The 25,608-nt window shown below is 75.9% G+C and carries 27 protein-coding genes; 15 read left to right on the top strand and 12 right to left on the bottom strand.

The genetic code is table 11. The annotated features are described in order from the left end of the window. Window positions 1-4: 4 nt before the first annotated feature. Together PGB27_RS00195 and PGB27_RS00190 are read right to left on the bottom strand one after the other, a co-directional pair. Window positions 5-1,051 (bottom strand): DUF5710 domain-containing protein, encoded by a 1,047-nt coding sequence (locus tag PGB27_RS00195; protein WP_274198318.1) that lies wholly within the window; start codon window positions 1,049-1,051, stop codon window positions 5-7. Window positions 1,052-1,138: 87 nt separating this feature from the next. Further along, on the bottom strand, window positions 1,139-2,389 hold the full coding sequence (locus PGB27_RS00190; RefSeq protein WP_274198317.1) for an FAD-binding domain-containing protein: 1,251 nt from the start codon (window positions 2,387-2,389) through the stop codon (window positions 1,139-1,141). 36 nt (window positions 2,390-2,425) lie between these two features. Between PGB27_RS00190 and PGB27_RS00185 the strand changes: the two genes are divergently transcribed. Further along, window positions 2,426-3,037, top strand: a complete 612-nt coding sequence (locus tag PGB27_RS00185; RefSeq protein WP_274198316.1) for a nucleoside/nucleotide kinase family protein — start codon at window positions 2,426-2,428, stop codon at window positions 3,035-3,037. A gap of 37 nt (window positions 3,038-3,074) precedes the next feature. Here PGB27_RS00185 and rsgA read toward each other — a convergent pair whose 3' ends face one another. Beyond that, entirely contained in the window at window positions 3,075-4,100 is a 1,026-nt protein-coding gene (rsgA, locus tag PGB27_RS00180) for a ribosome small subunit-dependent GTPase A (protein WP_274198315.1), read from the bottom strand. 6 nt (window positions 4,101-4,106) lie between these two features. Then, complete coding sequence (gene aroA / locus PGB27_RS00175) at window positions 4,107-5,423, bottom strand: 3-phosphoshikimate 1-carboxyvinyltransferase (protein WP_274198314.1); 1,317 nt, start codon at window positions 5,421-5,423, stop codon at window positions 4,107-4,109. A 59-nt stretch (window positions 5,424-5,482) separates the two neighbouring features. Here aroA and PGB27_RS00170 point away from each other — a divergent pair, with 59 nt between their 5' ends. Together PGB27_RS00170 and PGB27_RS00165 are read left to right on the top strand one after the other, a co-directional pair. Next, entirely contained in the window at window positions 5,483-6,271 is a 789-nt protein-coding gene (locus tag PGB27_RS00170) for an SOS response-associated peptidase (RefSeq protein ID WP_274198313.1), read from the top strand. Next, window positions 6,268-6,909 carry an alpha/beta hydrolase family protein gene (locus PGB27_RS00165; RefSeq protein ID WP_274198312.1) on the top strand — a complete coding sequence of 214 codons (642 nt, stop codon included), beginning with the start codon at window positions 6,268-6,270 and terminating at the stop codon, window positions 6,907-6,909. Before PGB27_RS00170 ends, PGB27_RS00165 begins: the two co-directional genes overlap by 4 nt. A gap of 4 nt (window positions 6,910-6,913) precedes the next feature. Here the strand turns inward: PGB27_RS00165 and PGB27_RS00160 are convergent, their stop codons facing one another. Next, entirely contained in the window at window positions 6,914-7,489 is a 576-nt protein-coding gene (locus PGB27_RS00160) for a TetR family transcriptional regulator (RefSeq protein WP_274198311.1), read from the bottom strand. Between the two features lie 93 nt (window positions 7,490-7,582). On the opposite strand from PGB27_RS00160, the gene PGB27_RS00155 reads away from it, so the two are divergent. Then, window positions 7,583-8,617: an NAD(P)-dependent alcohol dehydrogenase gene (locus PGB27_RS00155; protein WP_274198310.1), complete on the top strand. Its 1,035-nt coding sequence runs from the start codon at window positions 7,583-7,585 to the stop codon at window positions 8,615-8,617. A 33-nt stretch (window positions 8,618-8,650) separates the two neighbouring features. On the opposite strand, the gene PGB27_RS00150 is transcribed toward PGB27_RS00155, so the two are convergent. Next, window positions 8,651-9,610 (bottom strand): helix-turn-helix transcriptional regulator, encoded by a 960-nt coding sequence (locus tag PGB27_RS00150; RefSeq protein ID WP_274198309.1) that lies wholly within the window; start codon window positions 9,608-9,610, stop codon window positions 8,651-8,653. Between the two features lie 63 nt (window positions 9,611-9,673). Here PGB27_RS00150 and PGB27_RS00145 point away from each other — a divergent pair, with 63 nt between their 5' ends. Next, a complete protein-coding gene (locus PGB27_RS00145) occupies window positions 9,674-10,801 on the top strand; it encodes an epoxide hydrolase family protein (protein WP_274198308.1) in 1,128 nt (375 codons plus the stop codon). Here the strand turns inward: PGB27_RS00145 and PGB27_RS00140 are convergent. Continuing rightward, window positions 10,798-11,328, bottom strand: a complete 531-nt coding sequence (locus PGB27_RS00140) for an aminoacyl-tRNA deacylase (protein WP_274198307.1) — start codon at window positions 11,326-11,328, stop codon at window positions 10,798-10,800. The genes PGB27_RS00145 and PGB27_RS00140 overlap by 4 nt on opposite strands. A 318-nt stretch (window positions 11,329-11,646) precedes the next feature. Between PGB27_RS00140 and PGB27_RS00135 the strand changes: the two genes are divergently transcribed. Both PGB27_RS00135 and rsrA read left to right on the top strand, forming a co-directional pair. Next, on the top strand, window positions 11,647-12,324 hold the full coding sequence (locus tag PGB27_RS00135; protein ID WP_274198306.1) for a sigma-70 family RNA polymerase sigma factor: 678 nt from the start codon (window positions 11,647-11,649) through the stop codon (window positions 12,322-12,324). Further along, entirely contained in the window at window positions 12,321-12,659 is a 339-nt protein-coding gene (rsrA, locus tag PGB27_RS00130) for a mycothiol system anti-sigma-R factor (RefSeq protein ID WP_274198305.1), read from the top strand. Before PGB27_RS00135 ends, rsrA begins: the two co-directional genes overlap by 4 nt. A gap of 72 nt (window positions 12,660-12,731) precedes the next feature. Here rsrA and PGB27_RS29385 read toward each other — a convergent pair whose 3' ends face one another. Beyond that, on the bottom strand, window positions 12,732-12,806 hold the full coding sequence (locus PGB27_RS29385) for a 50S ribosomal protein bL37 (RefSeq protein ID WP_378034828.1): 75 nt from the start codon (window positions 12,804-12,806) through the stop codon (window positions 12,732-12,734). Between the two features lie 124 nt (window positions 12,807-12,930). Here PGB27_RS29385 and PGB27_RS00125 point away from each other — a divergent pair, with 124 nt between their 5' ends. Then, window positions 12,931-14,448, top strand: coding sequence for a sensor histidine kinase (locus tag PGB27_RS00125; RefSeq protein ID WP_274198968.1), 1,518 nt, complete (start codon window positions 12,931-12,933; stop codon window positions 14,446-14,448). Window positions 14,449-14,635: 187 nt separating this feature from the next. On the opposite strand, the gene PGB27_RS00120 is transcribed toward PGB27_RS00125, so the two are convergent. Together PGB27_RS00120 and PGB27_RS00115 are read right to left on the bottom strand one after the other, a co-directional pair. Continuing rightward, entirely contained in the window at window positions 14,636-14,890 is a 255-nt protein-coding gene (locus tag PGB27_RS00120) for a WhiB family transcriptional regulator (RefSeq protein WP_274198967.1), read from the bottom strand. 482 nt (window positions 14,891-15,372) lie between these two features. Further along, entirely contained in the window at window positions 15,373-16,293 is a 921-nt protein-coding gene (locus PGB27_RS00115; RefSeq protein WP_274198304.1) for a diacylglycerol/lipid kinase family protein, read from the bottom strand. A gap of 111 nt (window positions 16,294-16,404) precedes the next feature. Between PGB27_RS00115 and PGB27_RS00110 the strand changes: the two genes are divergently transcribed. After that, complete coding sequence (locus PGB27_RS00110; RefSeq protein ID WP_274198303.1) at window positions 16,405-16,752, top strand: hypothetical protein; 348 nt, start codon at window positions 16,405-16,407, stop codon at window positions 16,750-16,752. Between the two features lie 68 nt (window positions 16,753-16,820). Continuing rightward, the gene (locus PGB27_RS00105) at window positions 16,821-17,378 is read left to right on the top strand and encodes a class I SAM-dependent methyltransferase (protein WP_332843723.1); all 558 of its coding nucleotides are present in this window, start codon (window positions 16,821-16,823) and stop codon (window positions 17,376-17,378) included. A 24-nt stretch (window positions 17,379-17,402) separates the two neighbouring features. Here the strand turns inward: PGB27_RS00105 and PGB27_RS00100 are convergent, their stop codons facing one another. After that, window positions 17,403-18,041: a histidine phosphatase family protein gene (locus tag PGB27_RS00100; RefSeq protein WP_274198301.1), complete on the bottom strand. Its 639-nt coding sequence runs from the start codon at window positions 18,039-18,041 to the stop codon at window positions 17,403-17,405. Window positions 18,042-18,161: 120 nt separating this feature from the next. After that, a complete protein-coding gene (sodN, locus tag PGB27_RS00095) occupies window positions 18,162-18,575 on the bottom strand; it encodes a superoxide dismutase, Ni (protein ID WP_274198300.1) in 414 nt (137 codons plus the stop codon). A 92-nt stretch (window positions 18,576-18,667) separates the two neighbouring features. Here sodN and PGB27_RS00090 point away from each other — a divergent pair, with 92 nt between their 5' ends. The 5 genes from PGB27_RS00090 (at window position 18,668) to PGB27_RS00070 (ending at window position 25,606) form a co-directional block, all read left to right on the top strand. After that, complete coding sequence (locus PGB27_RS00090; RefSeq protein WP_274198299.1) at window positions 18,668-19,030, top strand: S26 family signal peptidase; 363 nt, start codon at window positions 18,668-18,670, stop codon at window positions 19,028-19,030. 238 nt (window positions 19,031-19,268) lie between these two features. After that, window positions 19,269-20,516, top strand: coding sequence for an NAD(P)-dependent malic enzyme (locus PGB27_RS00085; protein ID WP_274198298.1), 1,248 nt, complete (start codon window positions 19,269-19,271; stop codon window positions 20,514-20,516). A 484-nt stretch (window positions 20,517-21,000) separates the two neighbouring features. Next, window positions 21,001-23,721, top strand: coding sequence for a putative bifunctional diguanylate cyclase/phosphodiesterase (locus PGB27_RS00080; protein ID WP_274198297.1), 2,721 nt, complete (start codon window positions 21,001-21,003; stop codon window positions 23,719-23,721). 137 nt (window positions 23,722-23,858) lie between these two features. Continuing rightward, window positions 23,859-24,974, top strand: coding sequence for an ABC transporter ATP-binding protein (locus tag PGB27_RS00075; RefSeq protein WP_274198296.1), 1,116 nt, complete (start codon window positions 23,859-23,861; stop codon window positions 24,972-24,974). Then, window positions 24,971-25,606, top strand: coding sequence for an ABC transporter permease (locus PGB27_RS00070; protein ID WP_274198295.1), 636 nt, complete (start codon window positions 24,971-24,973; stop codon window positions 25,604-25,606). Before PGB27_RS00075 ends, PGB27_RS00070 begins: the two co-directional genes overlap by 4 nt. Window positions 25,607-25,608 lie beyond the last annotated feature (2 nt).

Here is a 25,608-nt window from a genome sequence, read left to right as displayed (position 1 = left end):
TCGCTCAGAGCCCGCGCGTCCACGTGCCCAGGCGCCGCGCGACGGCGTAGAGCTCGTCGATCTCGTCGTCGGCCAGCGCGGTCGGCAGCGACGTGATCCGCCGCGGCAGGTTCGCGGGCGCCGCCACCAGCACCCCGCGCGGCCAGGTGCCCCCCGGTGCCGTGGCCACCGACGCGGCGACGACCGCGAGGGCGGCCGTCGCCGGCGGGGCCTCGGGATCGCCCCGCGCGGCGGCGATCAGCCGACTCGCGTGCTCGGCCTCGGCGCGGGCGCGGCGGACGTGGTCGACGACCCGGCCGTCGACGGTCAGGTGGTCGCCGTCGACCCGCACCGCCGCGCCGGGGTGGTGCGCGGTCCGCACGGTGACGACGCCGGGCGGGCCCACCAGCACGTGGTCCACCTCCCCGCGCCCGGCGTCGACGGGCACCCCGTGCAGCACCCGCCACGGCGGCCGGCGCCGGGCCCACCGCGCCAGCCGGCCCGGCTCGGTGAGCCGGTCCAGCGCCTCCGCGAGCCGCACCTCGACCGATGCCCCGACCGATGCCCCGACCGGCGTCCCGACCGGCGTCCCGACCGGCGTCCCGACCGGCGTCCCGACCGGCGTCCCGACCGGCGTCCCGACCGGCGCCCCGACCGGCGGAGCCGACCGCGCGGACCCGTCCGCACGATGCCGGGCGTGCTCAGCGAGCTCCGGTGCCCCGTCCGCCCGGTCCTCCTCCTCTGCCGCCTCCGCCGCCTCGGCCGCCTCGGCCGCCTCGGCCGCCGCGGCACCCGGCGTCCGCGGCGCCGGCAGCCACCGCGCGAGCTCCGCCATCCCGGGCCGGGGCGCGTACCAGCGCCTGGCGCGCCAGTCCCACAGCGCGCCGGCGGCCTTGGCCTCGTCCTTCTCCCCGAACGGCACGTCCAGCCACGGCTGCTGCTCGCGCACCACGACGGCCCCCTCACGCCCTCCGACGCCGAGAGCCACCCTCGCACGCACCCCCGACAGCGCGCGTCGCCACAGGTGCCCGGCCTCCGCCCGCGCGAGCACGAGGTCGTGCTGCACGGTCACCGGCTCGTCGAACCGCACCGGCGGCCGGGCCGCCACACCGCCGCACGCCCTGCGGGGCAGGTGGTGCGGATGGTGCGGGTGGTGCCGTCACGCCGCGACCCGGTCCGGCTGCGCGGGCATGCCCTTGCGCCACGCGGTGTAGGACTGCATCCGGCCCGCCCGCGGGCGGAAGAGCCACGGGTACGGGTGCACGACGGCCGGCTCGAGCGCCGCCGCGCGCCGCCGGAAGCCGGGCACCGGCGCGAAGGTGACGGCCAGGCGCCGTCCGGCCAGCTCGTCGGTCACCCGGCCCCGGTGGATCGCCACCGGCCGCCGCGTGGCGAGGTCCGCGAGGGTCTCGGTGAGGAACACCAGCCGCTTGCCCGAGAGCATGAGCCGGCGCAGCAGCGGCTCGTCGAAGCAGAACACCGCCGGGACGTCGGGGTGGGCGGCCAGGGCGGGGTCGGCGTCGCCGAGCGACTCCGCGGTCAGCCACACCGCCTCCACGTCACCCTCACCGGAGCGCGACAGCGGGCCGGACGTCACCGACGGGTCCGGGTCGTCGCGCAGGAGCTCCGACATCGAGGCGCGGGTCGTGCGCTGGTCGGGCCAGTCCTGGACCGGGCAGGCGTCCCGCAGCACACACCGCCGGCACAGCGCGGGCGCCCGCTTCTGGACCTGCCAGCGCGCGAACGCGTAGGCCTTGCCGTTCCCGGCGCCGGTGGTCCACTGCCAGTTCAGCCGGTTGGCCGCCCGCGAACCGTCGAGCAGGTGGGTGAAGAACTCCTCCTCGCCGTCGCGCCACCGCGCGCCCGCCCGCACCGTCCACTGGCTCGCGAGCCACATCCGCGTCTGGTTGACCAGCCAGCCGTCGGCGTGCAGTTCCCCGACGGTCGTGTCCATGCACTCCATGTCCCGGGGCCACGGCTCGTCCCACGGCTCGGGCGGGCTCGGCGGGTGCGCGCGCAGCTCGGTGCCCAGCGCCGCCCCGCCGTCCCGGCCGAAGCGCGCGTAGAGGTGGCGGGTGTACTCCTGCCAGGCGAGCTCGTCGCGGTACTTGCGGCGGTCGTTCGCCGGGGCGTCGGCGACGTGGTCCCACAGCGTGGGCAGCGCGACGAGGTTGTAGCGGATGTACGGCGACATCTTCGACGCCCCGCGGCGCTCCGGCGGCCACACCTGGTTGCGACGTCCGGCGTAGCCGGTGACGTCCAGCGCCGCCAGGGCCGCGTCGGCCTCGGTCTGCCCGCCCCGGATCGACGTCGACGCGGCGGGGGTGTCGCAGGCGAGGTCGGCGAGGTGCTCCCGTACGAAGGCCACCGCGGCGTCGGGACCGGGCTCGGGCACGGGCAGCTGCACCATGCAGCCGTACCCGGCTGATGGGCGATCATGCGTGGCGTGACGCCGAGCTCCGACCCGGGCATCGCCCACCTCCTCGACGCCGCGCGCGCGGACGGGCGCCGCCGCGTCCTCGGCATCGTCGGGGGACCGGGCGCGGGGAAGTCGACGCTCGCCGCGTCGCTCGCCGGGCCCGGGGTGGCGGTCGTGGGCATGGACGGCTGGCACCTCGCGAACTCCGTCCTCGACCGCCTGGGCCGCCGCGAGCGCAAGGGCGCCCCGGACACGTTCGACGCCCCGGGCTACCTCGCCTTCCTCGAGCGGGTGCGCTCGCGGGCGGCGACCGTCTGGGCGCCGGAGTTCCGCCGCGAGATCGAGGAGCCGATCGCCGGGGCGCTGGAGGTCCCGCCCGACGCGCTCGTCGTCGTCACCGAGGGGAACTACCTGCTGCTCGAGGAGCCGCCGTGGGACGGCGTCCGGGCCCTGCTCGACGAGGTGTGGTTCCTCGAGCCCGACGAGGAGGTGCGCCGCGCCCGGCTCGTCGCCCGCCACGAGCGCCACGGCCGCAGCCACGCCGAGGCGGTCGCCCGCGCCGACGGCAGCGACGCCGCCAACGCCAGGATGATCGCGGCGACGGCGCAGCGCGCGGACCGGGTGCTGCGCGGGACCTGACCGACCCGCGCACCACGACCCGGGGCCTATCCGGGCCTCACGTCTCCCACGCGGGGGTGCGCAGCGCCTCCAGGACCCGCCGGAGCGCCTCCAGCCGGGCGGGGGACAGGCGCCCGGCGGCGACCTCGCCGTCCAGCGCGCACTCGGGGTCGGCCGGCGGGCCGAGGTGGCCGCAGCCGCGCGGGCACTCCTCGATCGCCGCGGCGAGATCCCCGAACGCGGCCACCACGTCGTCGGGGGCGATGTGGGCGAGGCCGAACGAGCGCACGCCGGGGGTGTCGACGACCCAGCCGCGGGCGCCGGGGAGAGCGAGAGCGACCGCCGACGTCGACGTGTGCCGCCCCTTCCCGACGCCCGACACCTCGCCGACGGCCCGGTCGGCGTCGGGCACGAGCTGGTTGACCAGCGTCGACTTGCCCACCCCGGAGTGCCCGACGAGCGCGGTGACGCGGTCGGCGACGACCTCGCGCAGCGCCGCCGGGTCCTCGCCGGCCCGGGTGACGACGCGCGGGAGGTCGAGCTCGGCGTACTGCGCCGCGAACGGCTCGGGGTCGGCGAGGTCGGCCTTCGTCAGGCACAGCACCGGCTCCAGCCCGCCGGCGTAGGCGGCGACGAGCGCGCGGTCGACGAACCCGGTGCGCGGCGGCGGGTCGGCCAGGGAGGTGACGATCACCAGGTGCGAGGCGTTGGCGACGACCACCCGCTCGTAGGGGTCGGTGTCGTCGGCGGTGCGGCGCAGCACGGAGGACCGGTCGGCGACCCGGACGATGCGCGCGAGCGAGTCGTCGCCGCCCGAGACGTCGCCCACCAGGCCCACCCGATCACCGACGACGACGGGCGTGCGCCCCAGCTCGCGGGCCCGCATGGCGACGACGCGGCGCTCCGGGTCCTCGTCGGGCGCGCAGGTCCAACGGCCCCGGTCGACACCCACGACCATGGCGGGCGTGGCGTCGGCGTGTTCCGGACGGCGCTTGCTGCGCGGCCGGGTGCCCCGGCCCGGGCGGACGCGGACGTCGGACTCGTCGAGCCGCGAGGTCTGTCCCCGCCCGCCGCCGCGTGTCACCGGTCCTCAGACCCCCACCCCGGCGCCCGCGACGAGCGTCGGCCAGTCGTCGGCGAAGTCGGGCAGGGTCTTGGTGGTGGCGGCGACGTCGTCGATCGTCACGCCGGGGACGACGAGCCCGACGATCGCGCCGGCGGTGGCCATCCGGTGGTCGGCGTACGCCCGCCACGGCCGCGTCGGCGCCGACAGCGGGCTCGGGGCGATCGCGAGCCCGTCCTCGGTCTCGGTGACCCGCGCCCCGACGGTGCCGAGCTCGGCGGCGAGCGCGGCGAGGCGGTCGGTCTCGTGGCCGCGGATGTGCGCGACGCCCCGCAGCCGCGACGGCGCCCCGTCGCGCGCGGCGAGGGCGGCCAGGGCGGCGACGGTCGGGGTGAGCTCGCTGACCTCGTGCAGGTCGACGTCGACGCCGTCGAGACGGTCGGGACCGCGCACGGTGAGGCCGTCCGCGTCGAGCGACACCCGCGCCCCGAACGCCTCGAGCACCCGGCGCACCACGCCGCCCGGCTGCAGGTCGGTGTCGGGCCAGCCGGCGATGGTGACGGCACCGCCGGTCGCGAGCGCGGCGGCCAGGTACACCGCCGCGCCGGAGAGGTCGGGCTCGACGTCGAGCACCGCGGGCGCGGTGACGGGGCCGGGGCCGACGTGCCAGCGGCTCGGGGACTCGTCGACCACCACCCCGGCGTCCCGCAGCATCGCCACGCTCATCGCGACGTGCGGCAGTGACGGCACGCCCCGCTCGCCGGCGTGGGTGACGGTGACGCCGCGGGCGTAGCGCGCGCCGGAGAGCAGCAGGCCCGAGACGAACTGGCTCGACGCCGACGCGTCGACGGTCACCTCGCCGCCGGGCGGGTGCGGGCCGCCGGTGACGGTCAGCGGGAGCGCCTCGCCGGAGACCTCCACCCCGAGCCCGCGCAGTCCCGCCACGATGCCGCTCATCGGTCGCTCGCGGGCGCGCTCGTCGCCGTCGAGCACCACCGGGCCGTCGGCCAGCGCGGCCAGCGGCGGGACGAAGCGCATGACGGTGCCGGCGAGCCCGCAGTCGACGTGGCCGCCGTGGAACGTCGCGGGGGCGGTGATCGCGAGGTCGAGGGTGCCGGCGCGGCCGTCGGTGGTGGTCACGGTCGCCCCCAGCGCGGCGAGCGCCCCGGCCATGAGCGTCGTGTCGCGCGACCGCGCCGCCCCCCGCACCCGGCGCGTGACGCCGTCGGTGCCCAGCGCGGCGAGGACCAGCGCCCGGTTGGTCACCGACTTCGACCCCGGCACCGACACCGTGCCGTGCACCGGCCCGTCCGCGGTCGGTGCTGCCCAGGGCTGATCGCTCATGGGGCCATCCTCTCGCGTTCGCGCAGGATGGTGTCGGACCCCGGTGCCAGGATGGGGGCATGTGCGGCCGCTACAGCCAGGCGAAGGACCCGGCCATCCTCGCCGAGGAGTTCGACGCCGTCGACGCCACCGACGGCGCCTGGCCGGGCCCCGAGTACAACGTCGCGCCGACCACGACGGTGATCGGCGTGGTCGACCGGCACCCGCGCGACGACCGGGGCAGGGCCGACCCGCAGCGTCTCGAGCGCAGCCTGCGGGCCATGCGCTGGGGCCTGGTGCCGGGCTGGGCGGACGACCCGAAGATCGGCAGTCGCATGATCAACGCGCGGTCCGACTCGCTGACCAGCAAGCCCGCCTTCCGCCGCGCGGTGAGGGGCCGGCGCTGCCTGCTCCCGGCCGACGGCTGGTACGAGTGGCAGCGCGACGGGCCGGGCGGGCGCAAGGTGCCGTACTTCATCACGCTGCCGGGCGGGAAGTCGATCGCCTTCGCCGGGCTCTGGGAGACGTGGCGGCCGAAGGACGCCCCGAAGGGCACGGCGCCGCTGATCAGCACCACCGTCGTCACCATCGACGCCGCCGGGCCGCTCACCGCGATCCACCACCGCATGCCGCTCGTGCTGCCGGCCGAGCGCTGGCGGGCCTGGCTCGACCCCGACAACGACGACCCGACCGACCTCCTCGAGCCGCCCCCGCCCGAGCTGCTGACGTCGTTCGAGCTGCGCCAGGTGTCCACCATGGTCAACAACGTGCAGAACCACGGGCCGGAGCTGATCGAGGAGCGCCACGACGAGCCCGAGCAGGTGGGGCTCGACCTCGACCTGGACGCCGACGTCTCGGCGACACAGTGACCGACCGCGACCCGATCACCGTCGAGACCCCCCACGGCCCGGCGGCGGTGCACCTGGACGAGGCCGGCATCGACGACGGTGGGGCCCCGCGCGGGCTGCTCGTCCTCGGCCACGGCGCCGGCGGGGGCGTCGAGGCGCCGGACCTCATGGGCGCCCGCTCGGCCGCGCGCGAGGCCGGGCTCGCCGTCGCCCGCGTCCTCCAGCCCTACCGGGTCGCCGGTCGCAAGGCGCCCGCCCCGGCCGCGCAGCTCGACGCCGCGTGGGCGGCGGTGGTGGCCCACCTGCGCGACCGGCTGCCCGGCGTCCCCCAGGTCCACGGCGGGCGGTCCTCCGGCGCGCGCGTGGCCTGCCGGGGCGCGGCCGCCCTCGCGCCGGTCGGGGTCCTCGCGCTGGCCTTCCCGCTGCTCGCCCCGGCCCGCAAGGACGGCACGCGTCCCGACCGCGGCCCCGAGATCGACGCGGTGACGGTGCCCGTGCTCGCCGTGTCGGGGGCGAACGACCGGTTCGGCATCCCCGAGCAGACCGCCACGCGCGAGGTCGTCGTCCTCGCCGGCGACCACTCGTTGCGCGCCCGCGGCCCGGTCGCCGCGGCCGTGGGCCCGTGGCTGGAGCGGGTGCTGGCTCCCGCGGCGGTGTGAGGGGTCAGCCGGGCCGGAACGCCCGGCGCGCGGCGGTGTGCAGGGCCGTGCGGCGCCGCTGGTGGTCGGCGGCCGGGTCGTCCGGCGCGGCCGTGACCACGGTGGCCGCCGGCGACCACGACATCGACAACGCGATCACCATCGAGTAGACGTCCGCGGGCGCCAGGTCGGGGTCGACCAGCCCGGCGGCCTGGGCGGAGCGGATCGTGTCGAGCTTCTCGCCCATGACGTCGCCGACGGAGGTGAGCAGGTCGCCCGTCGGCACCCGCTCGAGGCGTGCCCAGGTCGCGAGCAGGATCACCGACGGCTTCTCCAGGTAGGCGTCGTAGAGCCGCACCGCGTAGCCCGCGAGGTCCCGGGCGTCGAAGGGGACGAGGTCGACGATGAGCGCGAGGTGCTCGGCGAACACCGCGTCGAACAGCCCGTCCTTGGACGAGAACCACGCGTAGATCTGCGCCTTGTTGGCCTCCGCGGCGTCGGCGATCCGGTCCACGCGGGCCCCGGCGATGCCGTAGCGCGAGAACTCGGCGGTCGCGGCGTCGAGCAGCCGGCGGCGGGTGGCGGCTCCGTCCTTCGGCATGCCGCGATCCTAACCAACCGTTCAGTTGCGATCCACCGGACACCGTCCTACGGTGAGGACGTAACCAAACGGTTTGTTTCGAGGAGGACCACCATGCGCCAGGTCACGGGATGGGCCGCCCACACCCCGGGCGAGGCCCCGCGCTCGTGGTCGTTCGCCCGGCGCGACCCGCGCCCGGTCGACGTCGTCGTCCGCGTCACCCACTGCGGCGTCTGCGCGACCGACCGTCACGCCCTCGCCTCCGGCGACCCCGCGGCGTTCCCGCTGGTCGCGGGCCACGAGATGACCGGTGTGGTCGAGGCGGTCGGCGACGAGGTCACCGACCTGCGCCCCGGCGACCGCGTCGCGGTCGGCAACATCGTCGACTCGTGCCGCACCTGCGTGCCGTGCCGCGCCGGGCGGGAGAACGACTGCGAGGCCTTCCCGACCCTGACCTACGGTGGCGAGGACCGCGTCTCGGGCGGCACGACGCAGGGCGGGTTCTCCACCGAGATCGTCGTCGACCGCCACTTCGTCCACGCGCTGCCCGCGGGGCTCGACCCCGCCGGCGCGGCCCCGCTGCTGTGCGCCGGGATCACGACCTGGTCGCCGCTGCGCCGTTTCGGGGCCGGCCCGGGGACGACCGTGGGCGTCGTCGGGGTCGGCGGGCTCGGACACCTCGCCATCAGGTTCGCTCACGCGCTGGGCGCCGAGACGGTCGCCCTGACCACCAGCGAGGCCAAGGCCGACGCCGCCAAGGCCCTCGGTGCCGACGACGTCGTCCTCACCCGCGACCCGGACGCCCTCGCGCGCCAGGCCCGCCGCTTCGACCTGCTCCTCGACACCACGGGTCACCCGCTCGACCCCGCGCCCTACCTGGACGCGCTCGCGGTCGACGGCACCTACGTCCTCGCCGGCATCCCGCCGCGGCCCCTGCAGATCGACCCGATGAGCCTCGTCGTCGGCGAGAAGCGGATCGCCGGCACCGGCAGCGGCGGCGTACCCGCCACCCGCGAGATGCTCGACGTCGCCGCGGAGCACGGCATCGTCGCCGACGTCGAGGTCGTCACGCCCGACCGGCTCGGCGAGGCGCTGGACCGGCTCGGGCGCGGGGACGTGCGGTTCCGGTTCGTGGTGGAGATGCCGTAGCGGGAGACGGAGCGCAGCGGAGCTCGACCCAGATCATCGGACGGCTCGCAGGTAGCGCTCGCCCGTCGTCCGCAGCTGGGCGACGAGCTCGGGCGGGCCCTCGACGCGGAAGTCCAGGTCGAGCATGCCGACGTAGGCCGCGAGGGTGGCGACGCTGTCGGCGCCGGTGACGAGCACGCAGGTGCGCGCGTCGCGGGCCTCGACCACCCCGACCGCGGGGTTGATCCTCGCCAGCACCGCCGCGGCCGGCGCGTGGACGAGGATCCGGGCGTGCACCGTCCAGCCCCGGACGGCGACCTCGCGCAGCACCAGGTCGGTGAGGTCCTCGGGCGGCTCGACGGGGGTGAAGCGCGGACCGCCCGGGGTGCGCAGCTCGAGGCCGTCGGCCCGCAGCACGGTCCACGTCCCGCGGTCCGGCGAGCGCACCACGACGTACCAGCGGCGCTCCCAGCTCACGAGGCGGTAGGGCTCGAGGACCCGGGCAGGACCGGCCGGCCCATCGGCGACGGCCACCCGCAGCGCCGTGTGGTCCCGGATCGCCTCGGCGACGGTGCGCAGCAGGGCGGGGTCGACCTCGGGGTCGGGGGCGTCGGAGACGGTGTTCTCGGGGCCCGCGGTGGTGGCGGCGGTGAGCGCGGCGACGGTGCGGCGCAGGCGGTGGGGGAGGACGCGCTCGAGCTTGGTCAGCGCGCGCCCCGCCGCCTCCTGCGTACCGGCGAGCCCGGTGCCGGCGCGCAGACCGAGGGCCACGGCGACGGCCTCGTCGTCGTCGAGGAGCAGCGGCGGCAGCGACGCCCCGACGCCGAGCCGGTAGTGACCGGCCCGCCCGGTCTCGGCGTCGACGGGGTAGCCGAGCTCGCGCAGCCGCGCGACGTCGTTGCGCACGGTCCGCACGCCGACGCCGAGGCGCTCGGCGAGCTCCGGACCGGGCCAGTCGGGCCGGGACTGCAGCAGCGAGAGGAGGGCCAGCATCCGGGCCGCGGTGTCGCGCACGACGGCGAGGATGCCGTAGAACGAGGAACGATCGGTGCCTGGTTGCTCCCTACCGTTCTCCTCATGAGCAGCGCAGAGATCACCCCCTTCACCATCGAGGTCCCGCAGGCCGACCTCGACGACCTCGCCGACCGGCTCGCCCGCACCCGCCTCCCGCGCCCGGCGCCGGGGGACGACTGGGACTACGGCACCCCGAACCACTACCTCGCCGGCATGGTCGAGCGCTGGCGCACCACCTTCGACTGGCGCGCCCAGGAGGCGCGCATGAACGCCGTGCCGCAGTACCTCACCGAGATCGACGGCCAGACGATCCACTTCGTGCACGTGCCCTCGGCCGAGGCGGACGCCACCCCGCTGCTCCTGCTGCACACCTACCCGGGGTCGTTCGCCGAGTTCCTGGACCTCGTCGGCCCGCTCACCGACCCCGTCGCCCACGGCGGGCGGGCCGAGGACGCGTTCTCGGTGGTCGTGCCCTCGATGCCGGGCTTCGCCTTCTCGACGCCGCTGGACGAGCGCGGCTGGACCACCGCCCGCATCGCCCGCACCTACGACGCCCTGATGCGCCGCCTCGGCTACGACGCCTACGGCGCCCACGGCAGCGACGCCGGCGCGATGATCGCCCGCGAGATCGGCCTGCTCGACCCGCCCGGCTTCCTCGGCCTGCACGTCCTGCAGCTGTTCAGCTTCCCCTCGGGCGACCCGTCGGAGTTCGAGCGCCTCGAGCCGTCCGACCACGCCGGCCTGGAGCACATGCAGTGGTTCCAGCAGGTGGGCGGCTACAACACGATGAACGCCTCGCGCCCGCAGACGGTGGCCGTCGGGCTCGCCGACTCGCCGGTCGCGCAGCTCGCCTACGACGAGCTGTTCAACGCCTTCGGCAACGGGACGAGCCTGGTCACCGAGGACCAGATCCTCACCCAGGCCTCGCTCTACTGGCTCACCAACACCGCGTCCACGGCCGTGCGCTTCTACCGCGAGGACGCGCAGGCCGGCGCCGAACCGCGGGTCAGCGCGGCGCGGACCGGGGTGCAGGTGTTCGCCGACGACTTCCAGACGATCAAGGTGTTCGCCGAGCGGGACAACACGGACGTCGTGCACTGGAGCCGGCACTCCCGGGGCGGGCACTTCGCCGCGCTGGAGGTGCCCGAGGCGATCGTCGCCGACCTGCGGGTGTTCTTCGGCCGGGCCTAGGCGTCCTGACCCGAGGCGATCTCGGCGAGGTCCCCGCCCGTCGCGGTGACCAGGTCGTCGGGGGCCAGCTCCACCTGCAGCCCCCGGCGGCCTGCCGAGCAGAAGACGGTGCCGTGGTCGGCCACCGAGAGGTCGATCACGACGTCCAGGGGCTGGCGGCTGCCGAGCGGGGCGATGCCGCCGACCACGGAGCCGGTGAGCCGCTGGGCCACGGCCGGGTCGGCCATCACCGCCCGCTTGCCGCCGCGGGCCGCGGCGAGGGCCTTGAGGTCGAGGGTCCCGGCCACGGGCACCATCGCCAGCACCGGCGTCCCGTCCACCTCGGCGACCAGCGTCTTGAACACCCGGGCCGGGTCGAGGCCGAGGGCCTCGGCGGCCTCGGTGCCGTAGGAGACGGAGCGCAGCGGAGCTCGACCCGACGGGGAGGCGGTCCGGCCCGGAGCCGTGTACGGGTGCGTCGTGTACGCGACGCCGGCGTCGTCGAGCGCGGCCAGGGCCGGGGTCGCCGCCGCCGCTCGTCGCGCCACGGCGACCGAGGGTAGTCCGGGCTGTGCCCGCACCGCCCTCGGCAGGGGAATCGCGGACCCCGCCGCCGCGTTGAGCCGGACATGCCAGCAGTGATGACGATGGCGGAGGCCGGGACGGCTGTCCCGGCCGACGCGACGCCGTACGACGGCGTGACGTCGTCCGCGGGTCGGGATGTCCTGCGCCCGGCGCGGGTAGTCTCCGCGGGATTCATCGACGTCCCGACCGCGCCGAGGGCGCGGCCCGAAGGGAGCCCCGTGGCCGACGCGGCGAGGGCTGTTCCACCTCACGAGAGCCCTGACGAGAGCGACCAGGTCGACGTGGCGTCCGAGACGCCCGCCCAGCGCGCGGAGCGCTTCGAGCGCGACGCGATGCCGATGGTCGACCAGCTCTACGCGGCGGCGCTGCGGATGACGCGCAACCCCGCCGACGCCGAGGACCTGGTGCAGGAGACGGTGCTCAAGGCGTACTCGTCGTTCGCCTCGTTCACGCCCGGCACGAACCTCAAGGCGTGGCTGTACCGCATCCTCACCAACTCCTACATCAACACCTACCGCAAGCGGCAGCGCCAGCCCCAGCAGTCGCCCACGGAGGAGATCACCGACTGGCAGCTCGCCCAGGCCGGTGAGCACAGCTCGGCCGGCCTGCCCTCGGCCGAGGCCGAGGCGCTGGAGAACCTGCCCGACACCGACATCCGGGACGCGCTGCAGAGCCTGCCCGACGACTTCCGGATGGCGGTGTACCTCGCCGACGTCGAGGGCTTCGCCTACAAGGAGATCGCCGAGATCATGGGCACGCCCATCGGCACGGTGATGTCGCGGCTGCACCGGGGACGCCGGCAGCTGCGCGAGGCGCTCACCGACACCGCCCGCGACCGCGGCTTCATCCGCGACGGCCTGGGCAGCGGTGACGGTGCGGCGCGTGACGGCGCGTCCCGTGACGGCGCGGTCCGCGACGGTGCGGACCGGGTGACCACCCGAGAGGGGGCCGGACGATGAGCTGCGGGAAGCCCCACGAGACCGACTGCTCCGAGGTCCTCGCCGAGGTGTGGCTGCTGCTCGACCACGAATGCGACGAGGCCCGCGACGCCCAGCTGCGCCGCCACCTCGACGAGTGCGGCCCGTGCCTCGCGCGCTACGGCCTCGAGGAGAAGGTGAAGACGCTGCTCGGGCGCAGCTGCGGCGGCGAGCACGCCCCCGAGGGCCTGCACCAGCGGCTGCGCGAGCAGATCCGCGCCGCGGTGCTCGAGCAGGCCGAGGTCACCATCGAGCGCAGCCCGGCCGGCACCGTCGTCGAGGTCAACCAGACCCGCGTCGAGTCCTGGCGCAGCTAGACACCCCGAGGACGCCGAAGGGCCCGCCCGCGATCGTCGCGGACGGGCCCTTCGTGCGTGCGGGGCAGGCGCTCAGCTGTTGGGGCGCTTGCCGTGGTTGCTGGCCTTCTTCTTGCGGTCCCGCTTCTGGCGCGCGCGCTTCGACATGCCCCCATCGTCCCACGTCGGGGGTTCGTGCCCCTCCCTATGGGTCGAGCTCCGCTCCGTCTCCCGGCGCGGTGGTTGGATGATCCCCATGGGCAGTGTCGGCAGCGGGAACCGCGCACGACCGGTGTCGACACTGCAGAACCTGCTCGCGGCCCACACCGCGCTCTCCGGGGCCGCGGCGGCCCACCTGCAGCGCGTGGTCGCCGAGTGGCAGCTGCTGGCCGACCTGTCGTTCGCGGACTTCCTGCTGTGGGTGCCGGTGGCGCGGAACACGGAGCGCAGCGGAGCTGGTCCCATCGACGAGGTCGAGTTCCTGTGCGTGGCCCAGTGCCGCCCGACGACGACGGCGACCGCCCACCCCGAGGACATGGTCGGCGCGGCCGCCTCGGCCAGCCAGCGCCCCCAGCTCGAGCGGGCGCTGCAGGACGCCACGCTGCGCCGGGAGGACCAGCCGCGCTGGCACCGGGGCCGGTCGGTGCGCCGCGAGGTGGTGCCGGTGCGCGAGCCCGGCGGCGGCGTCGTCGCCGTCCTGGGCCGCGACACGAACCTCGCCGCGCCCCGCGTCCCGAGCACCCTCGAGATCTCGTACCTCGCCGTCGCCACCGACCTGTGCCAGATGATCGCCGACGGCACCTTCCCGACCGCCGAGGGGCACGACGAGGGCCGCTCGTCGCCGCGGGTGGGCGACGGGCTGGTGCGCATCAGCACGAGCGGTCGCGTGCTCTACGCCAGCCCCAACGCGGCGTCGGCGTTCCACCGCCTCGGCTGGAGCGAGGAGCTCGTGGGCGCCGACCTGGCCGCCGTCGTCCGCGAGGTCGCCGACGACGCCTTCGAGGGCGGCGAGGCGGCCGAGCACGTGCGGGGCGCGCTGGCCGGCACCCCCTCCCAGCGCGCCGAACTGACCGGTCACGGCGCCACCGCCGTCCTGCGGGCCCTGCCGCTGCACCCGCGCGGCGTGCCCAGCGGCGCGCTCGTCCTGGCCCGCGACGTCACCGACGTCCGGCGCCGCGACCGGGCCCTGCTGAGCAAGGACGCGACGATCCGCGAGATCCACCACCGCGTGAAGAACAACCTGCAGACCGTCGCGGCCCTCCTGCGCCTGCAGGCCCGCCGCACGCCGCACACGGAGGCCCAGGAGGCGCTCACCGAGTCGGTGCGCCGGGTGGCGTCGATCGCCCTGGTGCACGAGGCGCTCGCGGCGTCGGTGGACGAGAAGGTCGACATCGACGAGGTGCTCGACCGCGTCCTGCCGATGATGAACGACCTCGCCCGCCCCGGCGCCCGCGTCGACATGCGGCGGGAGGGCCGGGTCGGGGTGCTGCCGGCGGTCATGGCGACGCCGCTGGTGATGGTGCTGACCGAGCTGGTGTCCAACGCCCTCGAGCACGGGTTCGCCGAGCGGGCGTCGGGCTCGGTGGTCATCGCGGCGTCGCGGACCGCCGCCCAGCTGGAGGTGGAGGTCCGCGACGACGGGCGGGGCCTGCCCGAGACGTTCTCGCTGGAGCGGGCCACGGGCCTGGGCCTGCAGATCGTGCGCACGCTCGTCGACTCCGAGCTGGCCGGCACCCTGCGCCTGCGCCCGGGGGACGAGGCCGGCACGCGGGCCGTGCTGCGGGTGCCGTTGCAGCACCGCGGGCGCTGAGACGGCGACGAGCAGGCCCCCGGACGCACGGAGGCCCCGGTCCGTCCGTGGACGGGACCGGGGCCTCGCGTGTCTCGCTGGGTGGTGCTGGGTGGTGCTGTCGTCGGGCCGGTGCGTGCCGGACGCGTGGGGAGCGAGCGTCCGACACGGCCCGCGATCGCGACGCCGGGGAGCGTGGCGTCGGCGATCAGAAGCCGGTGTGCACCTCGGGCCGGATGCCGTGGCGCTTGAGCGCACGGCGCTCGTCCTCGCTCGCACCGCCCCAGACACCCGCGTCCTGACCCGACTCGAGCGCCCACTTCAGGCACTCGGTCATCGCCGGGCAACGCCGGCAGACGCTTTTCGCGCGCGCGATCTGGGAGAGCGCGGGGCCGCTCGTGCCGACGGGGAAGAACAGTTCCGGGTCCTCGTCGCGGCAAGCAGCGTCGTTCCGCCAGTCCATCTTGTTGAGCTCCTCGGTGGGGCGCTTCGGGGTGCGCACCCGTCGTGGTCGTCGTCTTCTCGACGTCGCCGCGGGCCCGTGGCGGGCCCGCGACCTGCCGGTGGAGACCGGGGACCATCGCTGTCGCCCTGTCTCCCGCCCGCCGGTCGCTCTCTTTCACGACGGCGGACCCATCCGGTCCGAACTCGCGACCCTCACGGGCGGCGCGTCCTTCCCGGTATTCGCGGGGGATGCGAAACAATCTGCAGGACGTGACCGAGGAGATCGAGTGCCAAGCGGCTCGACGGGCGAACTCGGTCGGTGAGTGGAATAGCGCGGACCGTCATGACCGTCCGGCTGCGACGAGCGACGACCACAGCACGACGAACCGTCCACCCGTCCGGGAGTCCACGACGAGCGGTCAGCAGCTGGGCTCGATTCAGAAGCCCGCCGACCGTCCGTCACGGCTCACACCGAATTGACGCCCGGCACGTTTCGGGCCCTCAGACGACCACGCGGAGGGCATCCGGGACGGCCACGAACTCGACGTCGCTGCGCCGGCCGAGGTGGTCGCCGTCCACCTGGAGGTTGACCGGCTCCTCGCTCGTGATCCGCAGCGCGGGCACGTCGTCGCGCCGCACGACCGACCTCAGGCCGCTCGCGCCCTGCGCGCTGAGGACCTGCTGCACGAGGCGCAGCACCGTCGGCAGGCCCACCGAGCGGAGCGCGAAGAGGCCGAGGCCGCTGTCGAACGAGCAGCCGGGGTTGGTGCGCACCGGCCGGGCCCCGAGGTAGGTCCACGGGTCGGTGTTGGACACGAGCGCGAGGCGGACGCCGGGCACCGGCTCCTCGCCGTCGATCTCGACGGTGAGGTCGGGCGGGTCGAGGCGCGTGCGCGTCCAGCGGCGGATCGAGGTGGCGACGTAGCGGGTCGGGGTGGCCTCCCGGCCCCGCCCGCGGGCGCGCTCCATCGACGCGATGACGTCGGCGTCCCACCCGAGCCCGGCGTTGAAGCTGAACCACCGCTCGTCGGCGCGCCCGAGCCCGACGGTGCGCGAGCGGCCCTCGGCGATGGCGCCCAGCAGCGTGTGGGTGGCCTCCAGCGGCTCGCGGGGCACGCCCAGGGCGCGGGCGAAGACGTTCGCCGACCCGCCGGGCACCACGCCCAGCGCGGGGACGTGCTCGCCGGGCCCGTCGGCGAGCAGGCCGTTGAGGGCCTCGTTCACCGTGCCGTCGCCGCCGAGCACCACGACGAGGTCGACGGCCTCGGCGCGGGCGCGGGCCGCGAGCTCGGCGGCGTGCCCCCGGTAGCGGGTGGCGACGACGTCGAGCTTGATCTCGCTGGCGAGCGCGTGCGCGATGACGTCCTGACCGGCCGCCGTCGTCGTGGTGGCCGAGGGATTGGCCACGAGCAGCGCACGCACGCGCTCACCGTAGACGGCACTCCCACTCCGGTCGGGGGGTGCGGTCCCTCGATGTCGCCGATCTCTCGGCCGACCGAGGGACACGGGGGTCCGCGGCCTACCCTGATCGGCGTGACACCACCCCGTCCCGTGCGCCTCGCCGCACTCGGCGTGCTCGCCGAAGGGGTGGTCGGCGTCGTCGTCGCGGCGCTCCTCGTGGCCGCGGGCGTGGTGTTCTCGGTGTGGGGCTTCGTCGTGCTGCTCGCCGTCGGGCTGGTGGTCGTGGCCGTGGCGCTGCTGCGCGGCCAGCGGGGCGCCCGTGGCCCGGCGCTCGTCGCCCAGCTGCTGACGATCGGCTGCGCCTTCTACGCCGCCGTGCCCTCCGGACGCCCGGAGTGGGGCGTGCCGGTGCTCCTCGCCGCCGCGGTGGTGCTCTACGGCCTCCTGTGCGCGCCCGCGCGCGCGTGGGCGGAGCAGTAGGGAGCAGCACACTCGCCGCGCGGCCTGTCGGAGCCCGCGACGGCGACCTAGCGTCCACGGACGTGCCGATGAACGCGCTGCACCGCCGGCTGTGCCGCTCCGACCGCTGGGCCGCGCGGATGCACGGCGAGGTCCTGCCGTGGGCGCTCGAGGGCGTCGACCTCGCCGGCGACGTCCTGGAGATCGGGCCGGGCTACGGCGTGACGACGCGCTGGCTCGTCGAGCGCGCCGGCGCGCTGACCGCCGCCGAGGTCGACCCGCGGCTGGCGAAGGACCTGGGCCGCACGATGGGCGAGCGCGTCGACGTGCGCACCGCCGACGGCACCCGGCTGCCGTTCGCCGACGCGCGCTTCGACGCCGTCGTGTGCTTCACGGTGCTCCACCACGTGCCCTCGCCCGCCCAGCAGGACCGCGTCTTCGCCGAGGCGGCGCGCGTCCTGCGTCCCGGTGGGGTGTTCGCGGGCTCGGACAGCCGGCGCAGCCTGCGCTTCCGGCTGCTGCACGTCGGCGACACGATGGTCGTCGTCGACCCGGAGACCCTGCCCGACCGCCTGCAGGGCGCGGGGTTCCACGAGGCCATCGCCGACGCGGGGGAGCGGTCGTTCCGCTTCCGGGCGCAGCGGTGACCCCGGGCCTCGTCGTCGGTCGGCTCAGTGCCGGTCCGCCGGCGGGGGCGGGGCCGCGACGAGGCCGCCGGGGGCGTTGAGCAGGTCGACGCGCGGCACGCCCCGCTCGTGGCCCAGCACCGTCACCGACGCGGCGTCGAACGCGAACCCGACCCCGGCGGTGGCGTCGAGGCCCAGGTAGCGGGCGATGAGCACGCGGCCGGCGTGGCCGTGGCCGACGATGACGAGGTCGCGCTCGGCAAACACCCGCTCGGCGTCGGCGATGACGTGGTCGAGGCGCTCGGCCACCTCGGGCGCGGTCTCGCCGCCCGGGCTGGGGTGGGTCCAGACCGTCCAGCCGGGGTCGTCCTCGCGGATCTCGGGGGTCGTGCGGCCCTCGTAGGCGCCGTAGTCCCACTCGACGAGGTCCTCCCGGGTCGTCGACGGCTCGAGCCCGGCCAGGCGGGCCGTGTCGACGGCGCGGCGCCGCGGGCTGGTCCAGACCTCGGGCGCGGGGACGTCGGCGCCGCGCAGCGTGACCAGCAGGCGCCCGGCGCTCCGCGCCGCCGCCTCGCCGGCCTCGGTCAGCGGGAGGTCGGTGCGGCTGGTGTGCCGGCCGTCGCGCGACCACTCGGTCTCGCCGTGGCGCAGGAGGTAGAGGCGTCCGGCGGGGCTCTGGCTCACGGCGGGCCAGGTACCCCGGGGCGCCGGTGCCGACGCGGTGACGCCACGTCGGGCCCACACGACGACGCGCCCGCCCCTGGCTGGCAGGGACGGGCGCGTCGGGTCGTGCGTGTCGGGGTCTCAGCCCTTCTTGGTCTCCCAGAAGATGTCCGAGATCTCGGCGATGTAGTCGAGCACCTGCTGTCCGCTCTGCGGATCCATGGACGACTTGGCGCCGCCCTCACCGCCGCCGGCGGCCTTCGTGGCCTTGTTGAACAGCTCGTGGAGCTGCGGGTACTTCTCGAAGTGCGGCGGCTTGAAGTAGTCGGTCCACAGCACCCACAGGTGGTGCTTGACGAGGTCCGCGCGCTCCTCCTTGATCTGGATGGCGCGGGCCCGGAACGCCGGGTCCTCGTTGGCCTGGTACTTCTCCTGGATCGCCTTGACCGACTCGGCCTCGATCCGGGCCTGGGCCGGGTCGTAGACGCCGCAGGGGAGGTCGCAGTGCGCGGTGGCCTCCAGACGCGGGCGCAGGACGCCGGAGAGCAGTCCCATCTCGCCTCCCTGTTCCTCATGGGGAATGGTGATCGTTCCGACGTCAGAGAACGTACCCCTGTGACCGGGCACCGACACGTGGAGCGCCGCCGGTGAGGACCCCCCGTGAGCTGCTGGTCACGGTCGCGCGACGGGTCGGGTGGCTGGTCGGACGTCGTCCCCGCCGCGTCCTCGTGCGGGGCGGGTCGATGGCGCCGACGCTGCGTGACGGGGACGTCGTCCTCGCGCTGCCGGGCGCCACCGTGCGGCCGGGGGAGCTCGCGCTCGTGCGGTGGGCGTCGCGTCCGGGGCAGCTCTCGGTCAAGCGGGCGGCGCTGGCGTTCGACGACGGCTGGTTCGCCGTCGGTGACGCCCCGGCGGCGTCCACCGACTCCCGCACCCTCGGCCCGGCCGAGGTCGTCGGGCCCGTGCGCTGGCGGCTCTGGCCCCACCCGGGGCGGCTGCACGCACGGTGAGGGTGCGCGGGCGCGGCGCGCCGGGTGACCGGGGACGCAGACACGACCCCCACGGACGCGCGAGGATCGCCCGCACCGGGCGCAGGAGTCCTGACCCGGGCCGGGCGCCCACCCGCGCCGACGGCCCGCCCGGCGCCCGCCGACCGCGGGCGCCCCCACCACGTCCTCCCGTCCGGGGTACCCCGGTGCCGCGAGACTGCCGCAGTGCCGCGACCCCTCGATCTCGCTTGGAGTCCCCGTGAGCGACGCGAACGCCGACACGCCCACCAACCAGCCCTCCCTCGACGGCCGCGACATCACCGAGGAGGAGGTCTTCACGGCGCACGAGGGCGGCAAGCTCTCGATCGCCCCGACGGTCGGGCTCTCCGGCCGCCGTGACCTCGCCATCGCGTACACCCCCGGCGTCGCGAAGGTGTGCCGCGCGATCGCCGACGACAAGGCCCTCACCGCCCGCTACACGTGGACCCACCGCCTGGTGGCCGTGGTCAGTGACGGCACCGCGGTGCTCGGGCTCGGCGACATCGGTCCCCGCGCGTCCCTGCCGGTGATGGAGGGCAAGTCGGCGCTGTTCAAGGCGTTCGCCGACCTCGATTCCATCCCGCTGGTCCTCGAGACCACCGACGTCGACGAGATCGTCGAGACGCTCGTGCACCTGCGCCCGAGCTTCGGCGCCGTGAACCTCGAGGACATCGCGGCGCCGCGCTGCTTCGAGATCGAGCGCCGGCTCGTCGACGCGCTCGACTGCCCCGTCATGCACGACGACCAGCACGGCACCGCGATCGTCGTCCTCGCGGCCCTGCGCAACGCCGCGCGCGTCCTGGACCGCGACCTCGCCTCGCTCAAGGTCGTCGTCAGCGGCGCCGGGGCGTCCGGCGTGGCCTGCGCCAAGATCCTGCTCTCGGCGGGGGCGAGCGACGTCGTCGTCCTCGACTCCCGCGGGGTCATCCACGAGAGCCGCGAGGGCATGAACGTCGAGAAGATCGCGCTCGCGGAGCAGACGAACCCTCGCGGGGTGCGCGGCGACCTCGCCGCGGCCGTCGCGGGCGCCGACGTCTTCCTGGGCCTCTCGGGCTCGACGGTGCCCGAGTCGGTGATCGCGTCGATGGCCGACGACGGCGTGGTGTTCGCGCTGTCCAACCCGGACCCCGAGATCGACCCGGCCGTCGCGCGCAAGCACGCCGCGGTCGTCGCCACCGGGCGCAGCGACTACCCGAACCAGATCAACAACGTGCTCGCGTTCCCCGGGGTCTTCGCCGGGGCCCTCGACGCGGCGGCCCGGCGCATCACCGAGGCGATGAAGCTCGCCGCGGCCGACGCGATCGCCGACATCGCCGCGGGCGACGAGGAGTTCGGCGCCGACCACATCGTGCCGAGCGCGCTGGACCCCCGCGTCGCGCCCGCCGTGGCCGCGGCCGTGGCGCAGGCCGCCGCCGACGAGGGCGTGGTGCGCCGCCACGTCGCCGAGGTCGCGGCCGAGCACCACTGAGCCGGCCCCTCGAGGAGTCCGGCCGCCCACGATGGTGTAGCGCGCCGACACGTGGGGTACCGGGACAGCGGCCAGTGGTCCGACGTATTGCTGTCGCTCGCGCGGACCATCCGAAGTCCACCGATCGGTGGTTGCCGAGCGCTCGCGGCATGATCCGGACCGCTCGTGGCTCACCGGACCCACCGTCGGTAGGCCGCCGAGCCGCACGTGGGTGACGACACGGACGATCGGCGCAGCGGGCGTAGGCCGTGTGCCGTTCGTCGTGGACGCCGTCCGCTTCGGCGCGACGACCGGTCGGTGTCCTCAAGGTCGATCGTCCGTGTCGTGCAGCAGAACGCGTGCGGACTCGCGGTCGCCGCGTGCCGTCCCTCCACGGGGTGATCCACCCGGACCCCCCTCGCGTTTCCTTCGTTGCCTGAGACAGACGCGGACGCACCGTTCCACCATCGGAACGGCGGGGTCCCCGCGAGCGAGGAGCGCAGACGTGGGCAGTGCCGTGCCGGTGCCGGGCTCGCGCGGCCTCGCCGTCGTCCGTGGGACGACGGGGGGCCGCCGGTCCGAGGCGCTCGCGGTCCTGCCCGGCGCCGACGGGGCCGTCGGTCCCGACGGCACGGACGGCGCCGGCGGGGCGACGCTGCCGCCGGGTGCCGCGCTGCGCCACGACGCCTGCGGCCGCCTCGTCGCCGTCCGCGACGCCGTCGCCCGCCTGGTCGACCCGTCCGGTGGCCTGGAGCCCCGCCACATGCTCGGCCGCAAGGTCACCGACGTGCTGGCCGACGTCCACGCGGTCGAGGGCGCCCCCGAGGGCCTCCTCGCCGCGCGGGTGCGCCGCGTCAGCGCGGCGTCGCTGCCGGTCCAGGTGGTCGTGTGGCCGGACCGGACGGGTGGCGCGGTCCTCGTGCTGGTGCCGCAGGCCGGGTCGACCCCGGATCCCGATCCCGCCGGCGACCGCCCGCAGGCCTTCGAGCCGCCGACCGAGCCGCTGGCGGGGCCGAGTGCCGCGGACGTCGAGCGCATCGCGGGTCTCGGGCACTGGGAGGTCGACCTCGTCACGGGCTCGGCGTGGCTCTCGCCGGTGCTCACCGAGCTGCTGGGCCTCGACCCCCGCCCCCAGTGGCGTGCGGAGGGCCTGCTCGCCGCGCTGCACCCCGCGGACCGCGGCGGGTTCGTGCGCCGGTGGGAGGCCCTGGTCGGCGAGGGCGTGGCGCTGGAGGCCGAGGTGCGTCTCGGCGACGGCAGCGGGCGCATCCTGCAGGTGCACGCCGCCCGGCGCCCCGACCGCACGGTCCTCGGCACCGCCGCCGACGTCACCGGCCGCCGCCAGGCCGAGGAGCGGCTGCGGGCCCTGACCCAGCGCTTCACCGACCTGCTCGCCGTCGCCCCCGTCGGCATCGCGCTGTTCGACGACGACGAGCGGCTGGTCAAGGCGAACCAGGCGCTGTGCCGGCTGCTCGGACAGGGCCCGGAAGCGCTGCGCGGCCGGCGTGCCGACGAGCTGCTCGACCTCGGCGCCGAGGCCGCCGCCGGTGCGGGCCCGGCGACGCCGCTGCTCGCGCGGCCCGCGGGCTCGGCGGGGTCGGTGAGCTGGTCGTGCACCCCGCGGGCCCTGCGGCGCCGTGAGCGGGGCGCGGGCGGCGCCGACGCCGAACCGGTGTGGTGCGAGCTGCACGTGTCGGTCTCGGTCCACGACGACGGCGGCGTCACCCACCTCGTGGTGTTCACCGACGTCACCGACGCCCGCAAGGTCGAGGCGAGCCTGCGCCACCAGGCGATGCACGACGAGCTCACCGGCCTGCCGAACCGCCGCGCGCTGCAGACGACGGTGTCGCGGCTGCTCGCGGGCCCGACGGCGCGGCGCACGGGCCTGCTGTTCTGCGACCTCGACAACTTCAAGCGCGTCAACGACTCGCTCGGCCACGACGCGGGCGACGAGCTGCTCGTCGAGCTCGCCCAGCGCCTGCGCGACCGGCTGCCCGCCGGCTGCGCCGCCTCGCGCAGCGCCGGCGACGAGTTCGTCGTCGTGTGCGCCGACGTCGACCTGCACGGCGGGCTGGACGCCCTCTCGGCGACGGTCGCGGGCATCCTGCGCACCGCCATCCCGGTGCACGGCCAGCTCGTGCGCATCTCGGCCACGGTCGGGGCCGCGGTCGGCGCGACGGTGGGGCTCGGGGCGTCCGACGTCAGCACCGACCCGACGCAGCCCGACATCGACCCCACCGGCGACCCGGTGGAGCAGGTGCTGCGCCAGGAGCGCGCCACCGAGCTCGCCGGCCTCGAGCCCGCCCCGGTCCACCCGGGCACCGGCGACCTCATGCGCTTCGCCGACGCGGCCCTGTTCGAGGCCAAGAGCGGCGGCAACGGCCGCTTCGCCCTCGCCGACGAGGCCATCATGCGCGGCGCCGACGAGGCGCTGCGGATGGAGACCCAGCTGCGCGAGGCGATGGTCAACGACGAGCTCGTGCTGCACTTCCAGCCCGTCGTCGGCGCCGACGGGCGGGTGCAGACCGCCGAGGCGCTGGTGCGCTGGCAGCACCCCGAGCAGGGCCTGATCTTCCCGGACAAGTTCCTGCCGGTGGCCGAGGCCGCCGACCTGCTCGGCGAGCTCGACCGCTGGGTGCTGCGCACGGCGGTGCGCGAGGCCGCGGTGTGGCCGTCGGCCGGGCCGGACGGCACCCCGCCGTCGGTCGCGGTGAACCTCGCGGGGCTGCTGCCCGGCGACCCCGACTTCCTCGAGACCGTGCACGAGGCCGTCACCGACGCGGGTCTGCCGTGGGACCGCCTGGTGCTCGAGCTCGTCGAGACCTGCCTCGCCGACCTGCCCGCCACGACGCTGCGCGAGATGAACGAGCTGATCGCGGCGGGCGTGCGCTTCGCGGTCGACGACTTCGGCACCGGCTACTCGTCGCTGTCGCGCCTCACGGGGCTGCCGGCGCAGATCGTCAAGCTCGACCGCGGCTTCGTCCGGGGCGTCGCGACCGGCGAGTCCGACCGCGCCGTCGCCCGCGCCGTCGTCGACCTCACCGCGGCCATCGGCCAGGTCTGCGTCGCCGAAGGGGTCGAGGACGCCGACCAGTTCGCGGTGCTGCGCGACCTCGGCGTGGACGCCTACCAGGGCTGGCTGTTCGCCCGCGCGATGCCGGGCGAGGCGTTCACGCAGCTCCTGCGCCGCGGGCCGCTGACGCCGGCGGACCGCGCGGCGGGCTGACAGCTTGCGGAGACCGGGGTCACACCGGTCGGTGCCGCGCGCCCGTGATCGGTCGCGGCCGTCGGGGGGCCCGATTACATTCACGCCTCGATCCGGTGGTCGACCCTGAGCCATCGGCGGATCCCGGGAGCCTGCGCGTGATCGAGTTCCGGGACGTGGGGAAGCGCTTTGCCGACGGCACGGTGGGGCTGGAGTCGCTGACGCTGACGGCGCGCGCGGGCGAGATCACGGTGCTCGTCGGGCCCTCGGGGTGCGGCAAGACCACCTCGCTGCGCACCGTCAACCGGATGGTCGAGATCACCTCCGGGTCGGTGCACCTCGACGGCCGCGACGTCGCGGCGGCCGACCCCGCGGAGCTGCGGCGCGGCATCGGCTACGTCATCCAGCAGGCCGGGCTCTTCCCGCACCGCCGGGTGATCGACAACGTGGCCACGGTGCCGGTGCTCCAGGGCCTCTCGCGGCGGGAGGCCCGGGCGCGGGCGGCCGAGGTGCTCGAGCGGGTCGGTCTCGAGGCGTTCGCGCAGCGCTGGCCCGCCCAGCTCTCGGGCGGCCAGCAGCAGCGCGTCGGCGTCGCGCGCGCCCTCGCCGGCGACGCCCCGGTCCTGCTCATGGACGAGCCGTTCTCCGCGGTCGACCCCGTGGTGCGCGTCGAGCTGCAGGACGAGCTGCTGCGCCTGCAGGCCGACCTCGGCAAGACGATCCTGTTCGTCACCCACGACATCGACGAGGCGATCCGGCTGGGCGACCGGGTGGCGGTGATGCGGGTCGGCGGGCGGCTCGCGCAGTTCGCGCCGCCCGACGAGCTGCTCGCCGCCCCCGTCGACGACTTCGTCGCCGGCTTCGTCGGTCGCGACCGCGGCTACCGGCGGCTGGGCTTCGTGCCGGCCACCGCGCTGCGGCTGGTCGACCTGCCCACGCGCGCCGACGCGAACGGGAGCTCCGGCGTCCCGGAGGAGTGGACGGTCCTGCTCGACGGGGCCGAGCGGCCCGCGGCCTGGCTGGGCCCGGACGGCGCGCGGCACGACCTCGGCTCGCTCTACGTCACCGACGACCACGACGCCGCCTCCGACGGGGCCGGCACCCTGCGCGGGGCCCTCGACGCGGCGCTGAGCTCCCCCGCCGGGCGGGGCGTCGCGGTCGACGGCCAGGGCCGCTACCGCGGCGGCGTCGAGGCGGACGACGTCCTGGCGCTGCTCGACCGCGGCCGGGAGACGGAGCGCAGCGTGGCTCGGCCCGGGGACACCCGGCGGTGAGGGCGTTCGGGTACGACATCGACCAGCTGGTGATCGCGCACGTGCTCCTCGCGGTCGTCCCGGTGCTGGTCGGGCTCCTCGTCGCGCTGCCGCTGGGCTGGTGGGCCCACCGCTCGCGGCCCGCGCGCCGGGTGCTCGTGCCGCTCTCGGGCGCGCTCTACACGGTGCCGTCGCTGGCGCTCATCGTGTTCATCCCGGTGGTGCTGGGCACGCCGATCCTCAGCCCGGTCAACGTCGGGATCACGCTCACCGTCTACACGGTCGCGCTGCTGGTGCGCAGCGTCGCCGAGGCGCTCGACGCGGTGCCGGACACGATCACCACCGCCGCGATCGCGGTGGGCTACCGGTCCGCCGGGCTGCTGTTCGGGGTGCAGCTCCCGCTCGCGGTCCCCGTCCTCACCGCCGGGCTCCGGGTGGCGTCGGTGTCGGCGTTCTCGCTGGTCACGGTGGGCGCGCTCGTCGGCATCCCGTCGCTGGGCACGCTGATGACCGACGGCTTCCAGCAGGACTACACGGCCATGGTCGTCACCGGCATCGTCGGCTCGGTCGTCCTGGCCTTCCTGTTCGACGCGCTGTGGCTCGCCCTCGGGCGGTCCCTGACGCCGTGGACGCGCGCGCGGACGGGGGTGTAGGC

Source organism: Actinomycetospora lemnae (assembly GCF_028737315.1).
Lineage (GTDB): Bacteria > Actinomycetota > Actinomycetes > Mycobacteriales > Pseudonocardiaceae > Actinomycetospora > Actinomycetospora lemnae.
This window is presented reverse-complemented; position numbering and strand designations above follow the sequence as displayed.

What these genes read in the sequence shown, in the direction of transcription:
- PGB27_RS00190 (WP_274198317.1), bottom strand. Translation starts at nt 2,389, where the DNA reads ATGGTGCAGCTGCCCGTGCCCGAGCCCGGTCCCGACGCCGCGGTGGCC.
- PGB27_RS00145 (WP_274198308.1), top strand. Translation starts at nt 9,674, where the DNA reads ATGAGCAGCGCAGAGATCACCCCCTTCACCATCGAGGTCCCGCAGGCC.
- PGB27_RS00105 (WP_332843723.1), top strand. Translation starts at nt 16,821, where the DNA reads ATGAACGCGCTGCACCGCCGGCTGTGCCGCTCCGACCGCTGGGCCGCG.
- aroA (WP_274198314.1), bottom strand. Translation starts at nt 5,423, where the DNA reads ATGAGCGATCAGCCCTGGGCAGCACCGACCGCGGACGGGCCGGTGCAC.
- rsrA (WP_274198305.1), top strand. Translation starts at nt 12,321, where the DNA reads ATGAGCTGCGGGAAGCCCCACGAGACCGACTGCTCCGAGGTCCTCGCC.
- PGB27_RS00155 (WP_274198310.1), top strand. Translation starts at nt 7,583, where the DNA reads ATGCGCCAGGTCACGGGATGGGCCGCCCACACCCCGGGCGAGGCCCCG.
- PGB27_RS00160 (WP_274198311.1), bottom strand. Translation starts at nt 7,489, where the DNA reads ATGCCGAAGGACGGAGCCGCCACCCGCCGCCGGCTGCTCGACGCCGCG.
- PGB27_RS00170 (WP_274198313.1), top strand. Translation starts at nt 5,483, where the DNA reads ATGTGCGGCCGCTACAGCCAGGCGAAGGACCCGGCCATCCTCGCCGAG.
- sodN (WP_274198300.1), bottom strand. Translation starts at nt 18,575, where the DNA reads ATGGGACTGCTCTCCGGCGTCCTGCGCCCGCGTCTGGAGGCCACCGCG.
- PGB27_RS00120 (WP_274198967.1), bottom strand. Translation starts at nt 14,890, where the DNA reads ATGGACTGGCGGAACGACGCTGCTTGCCGCGACGAGGACCCGGAACTG.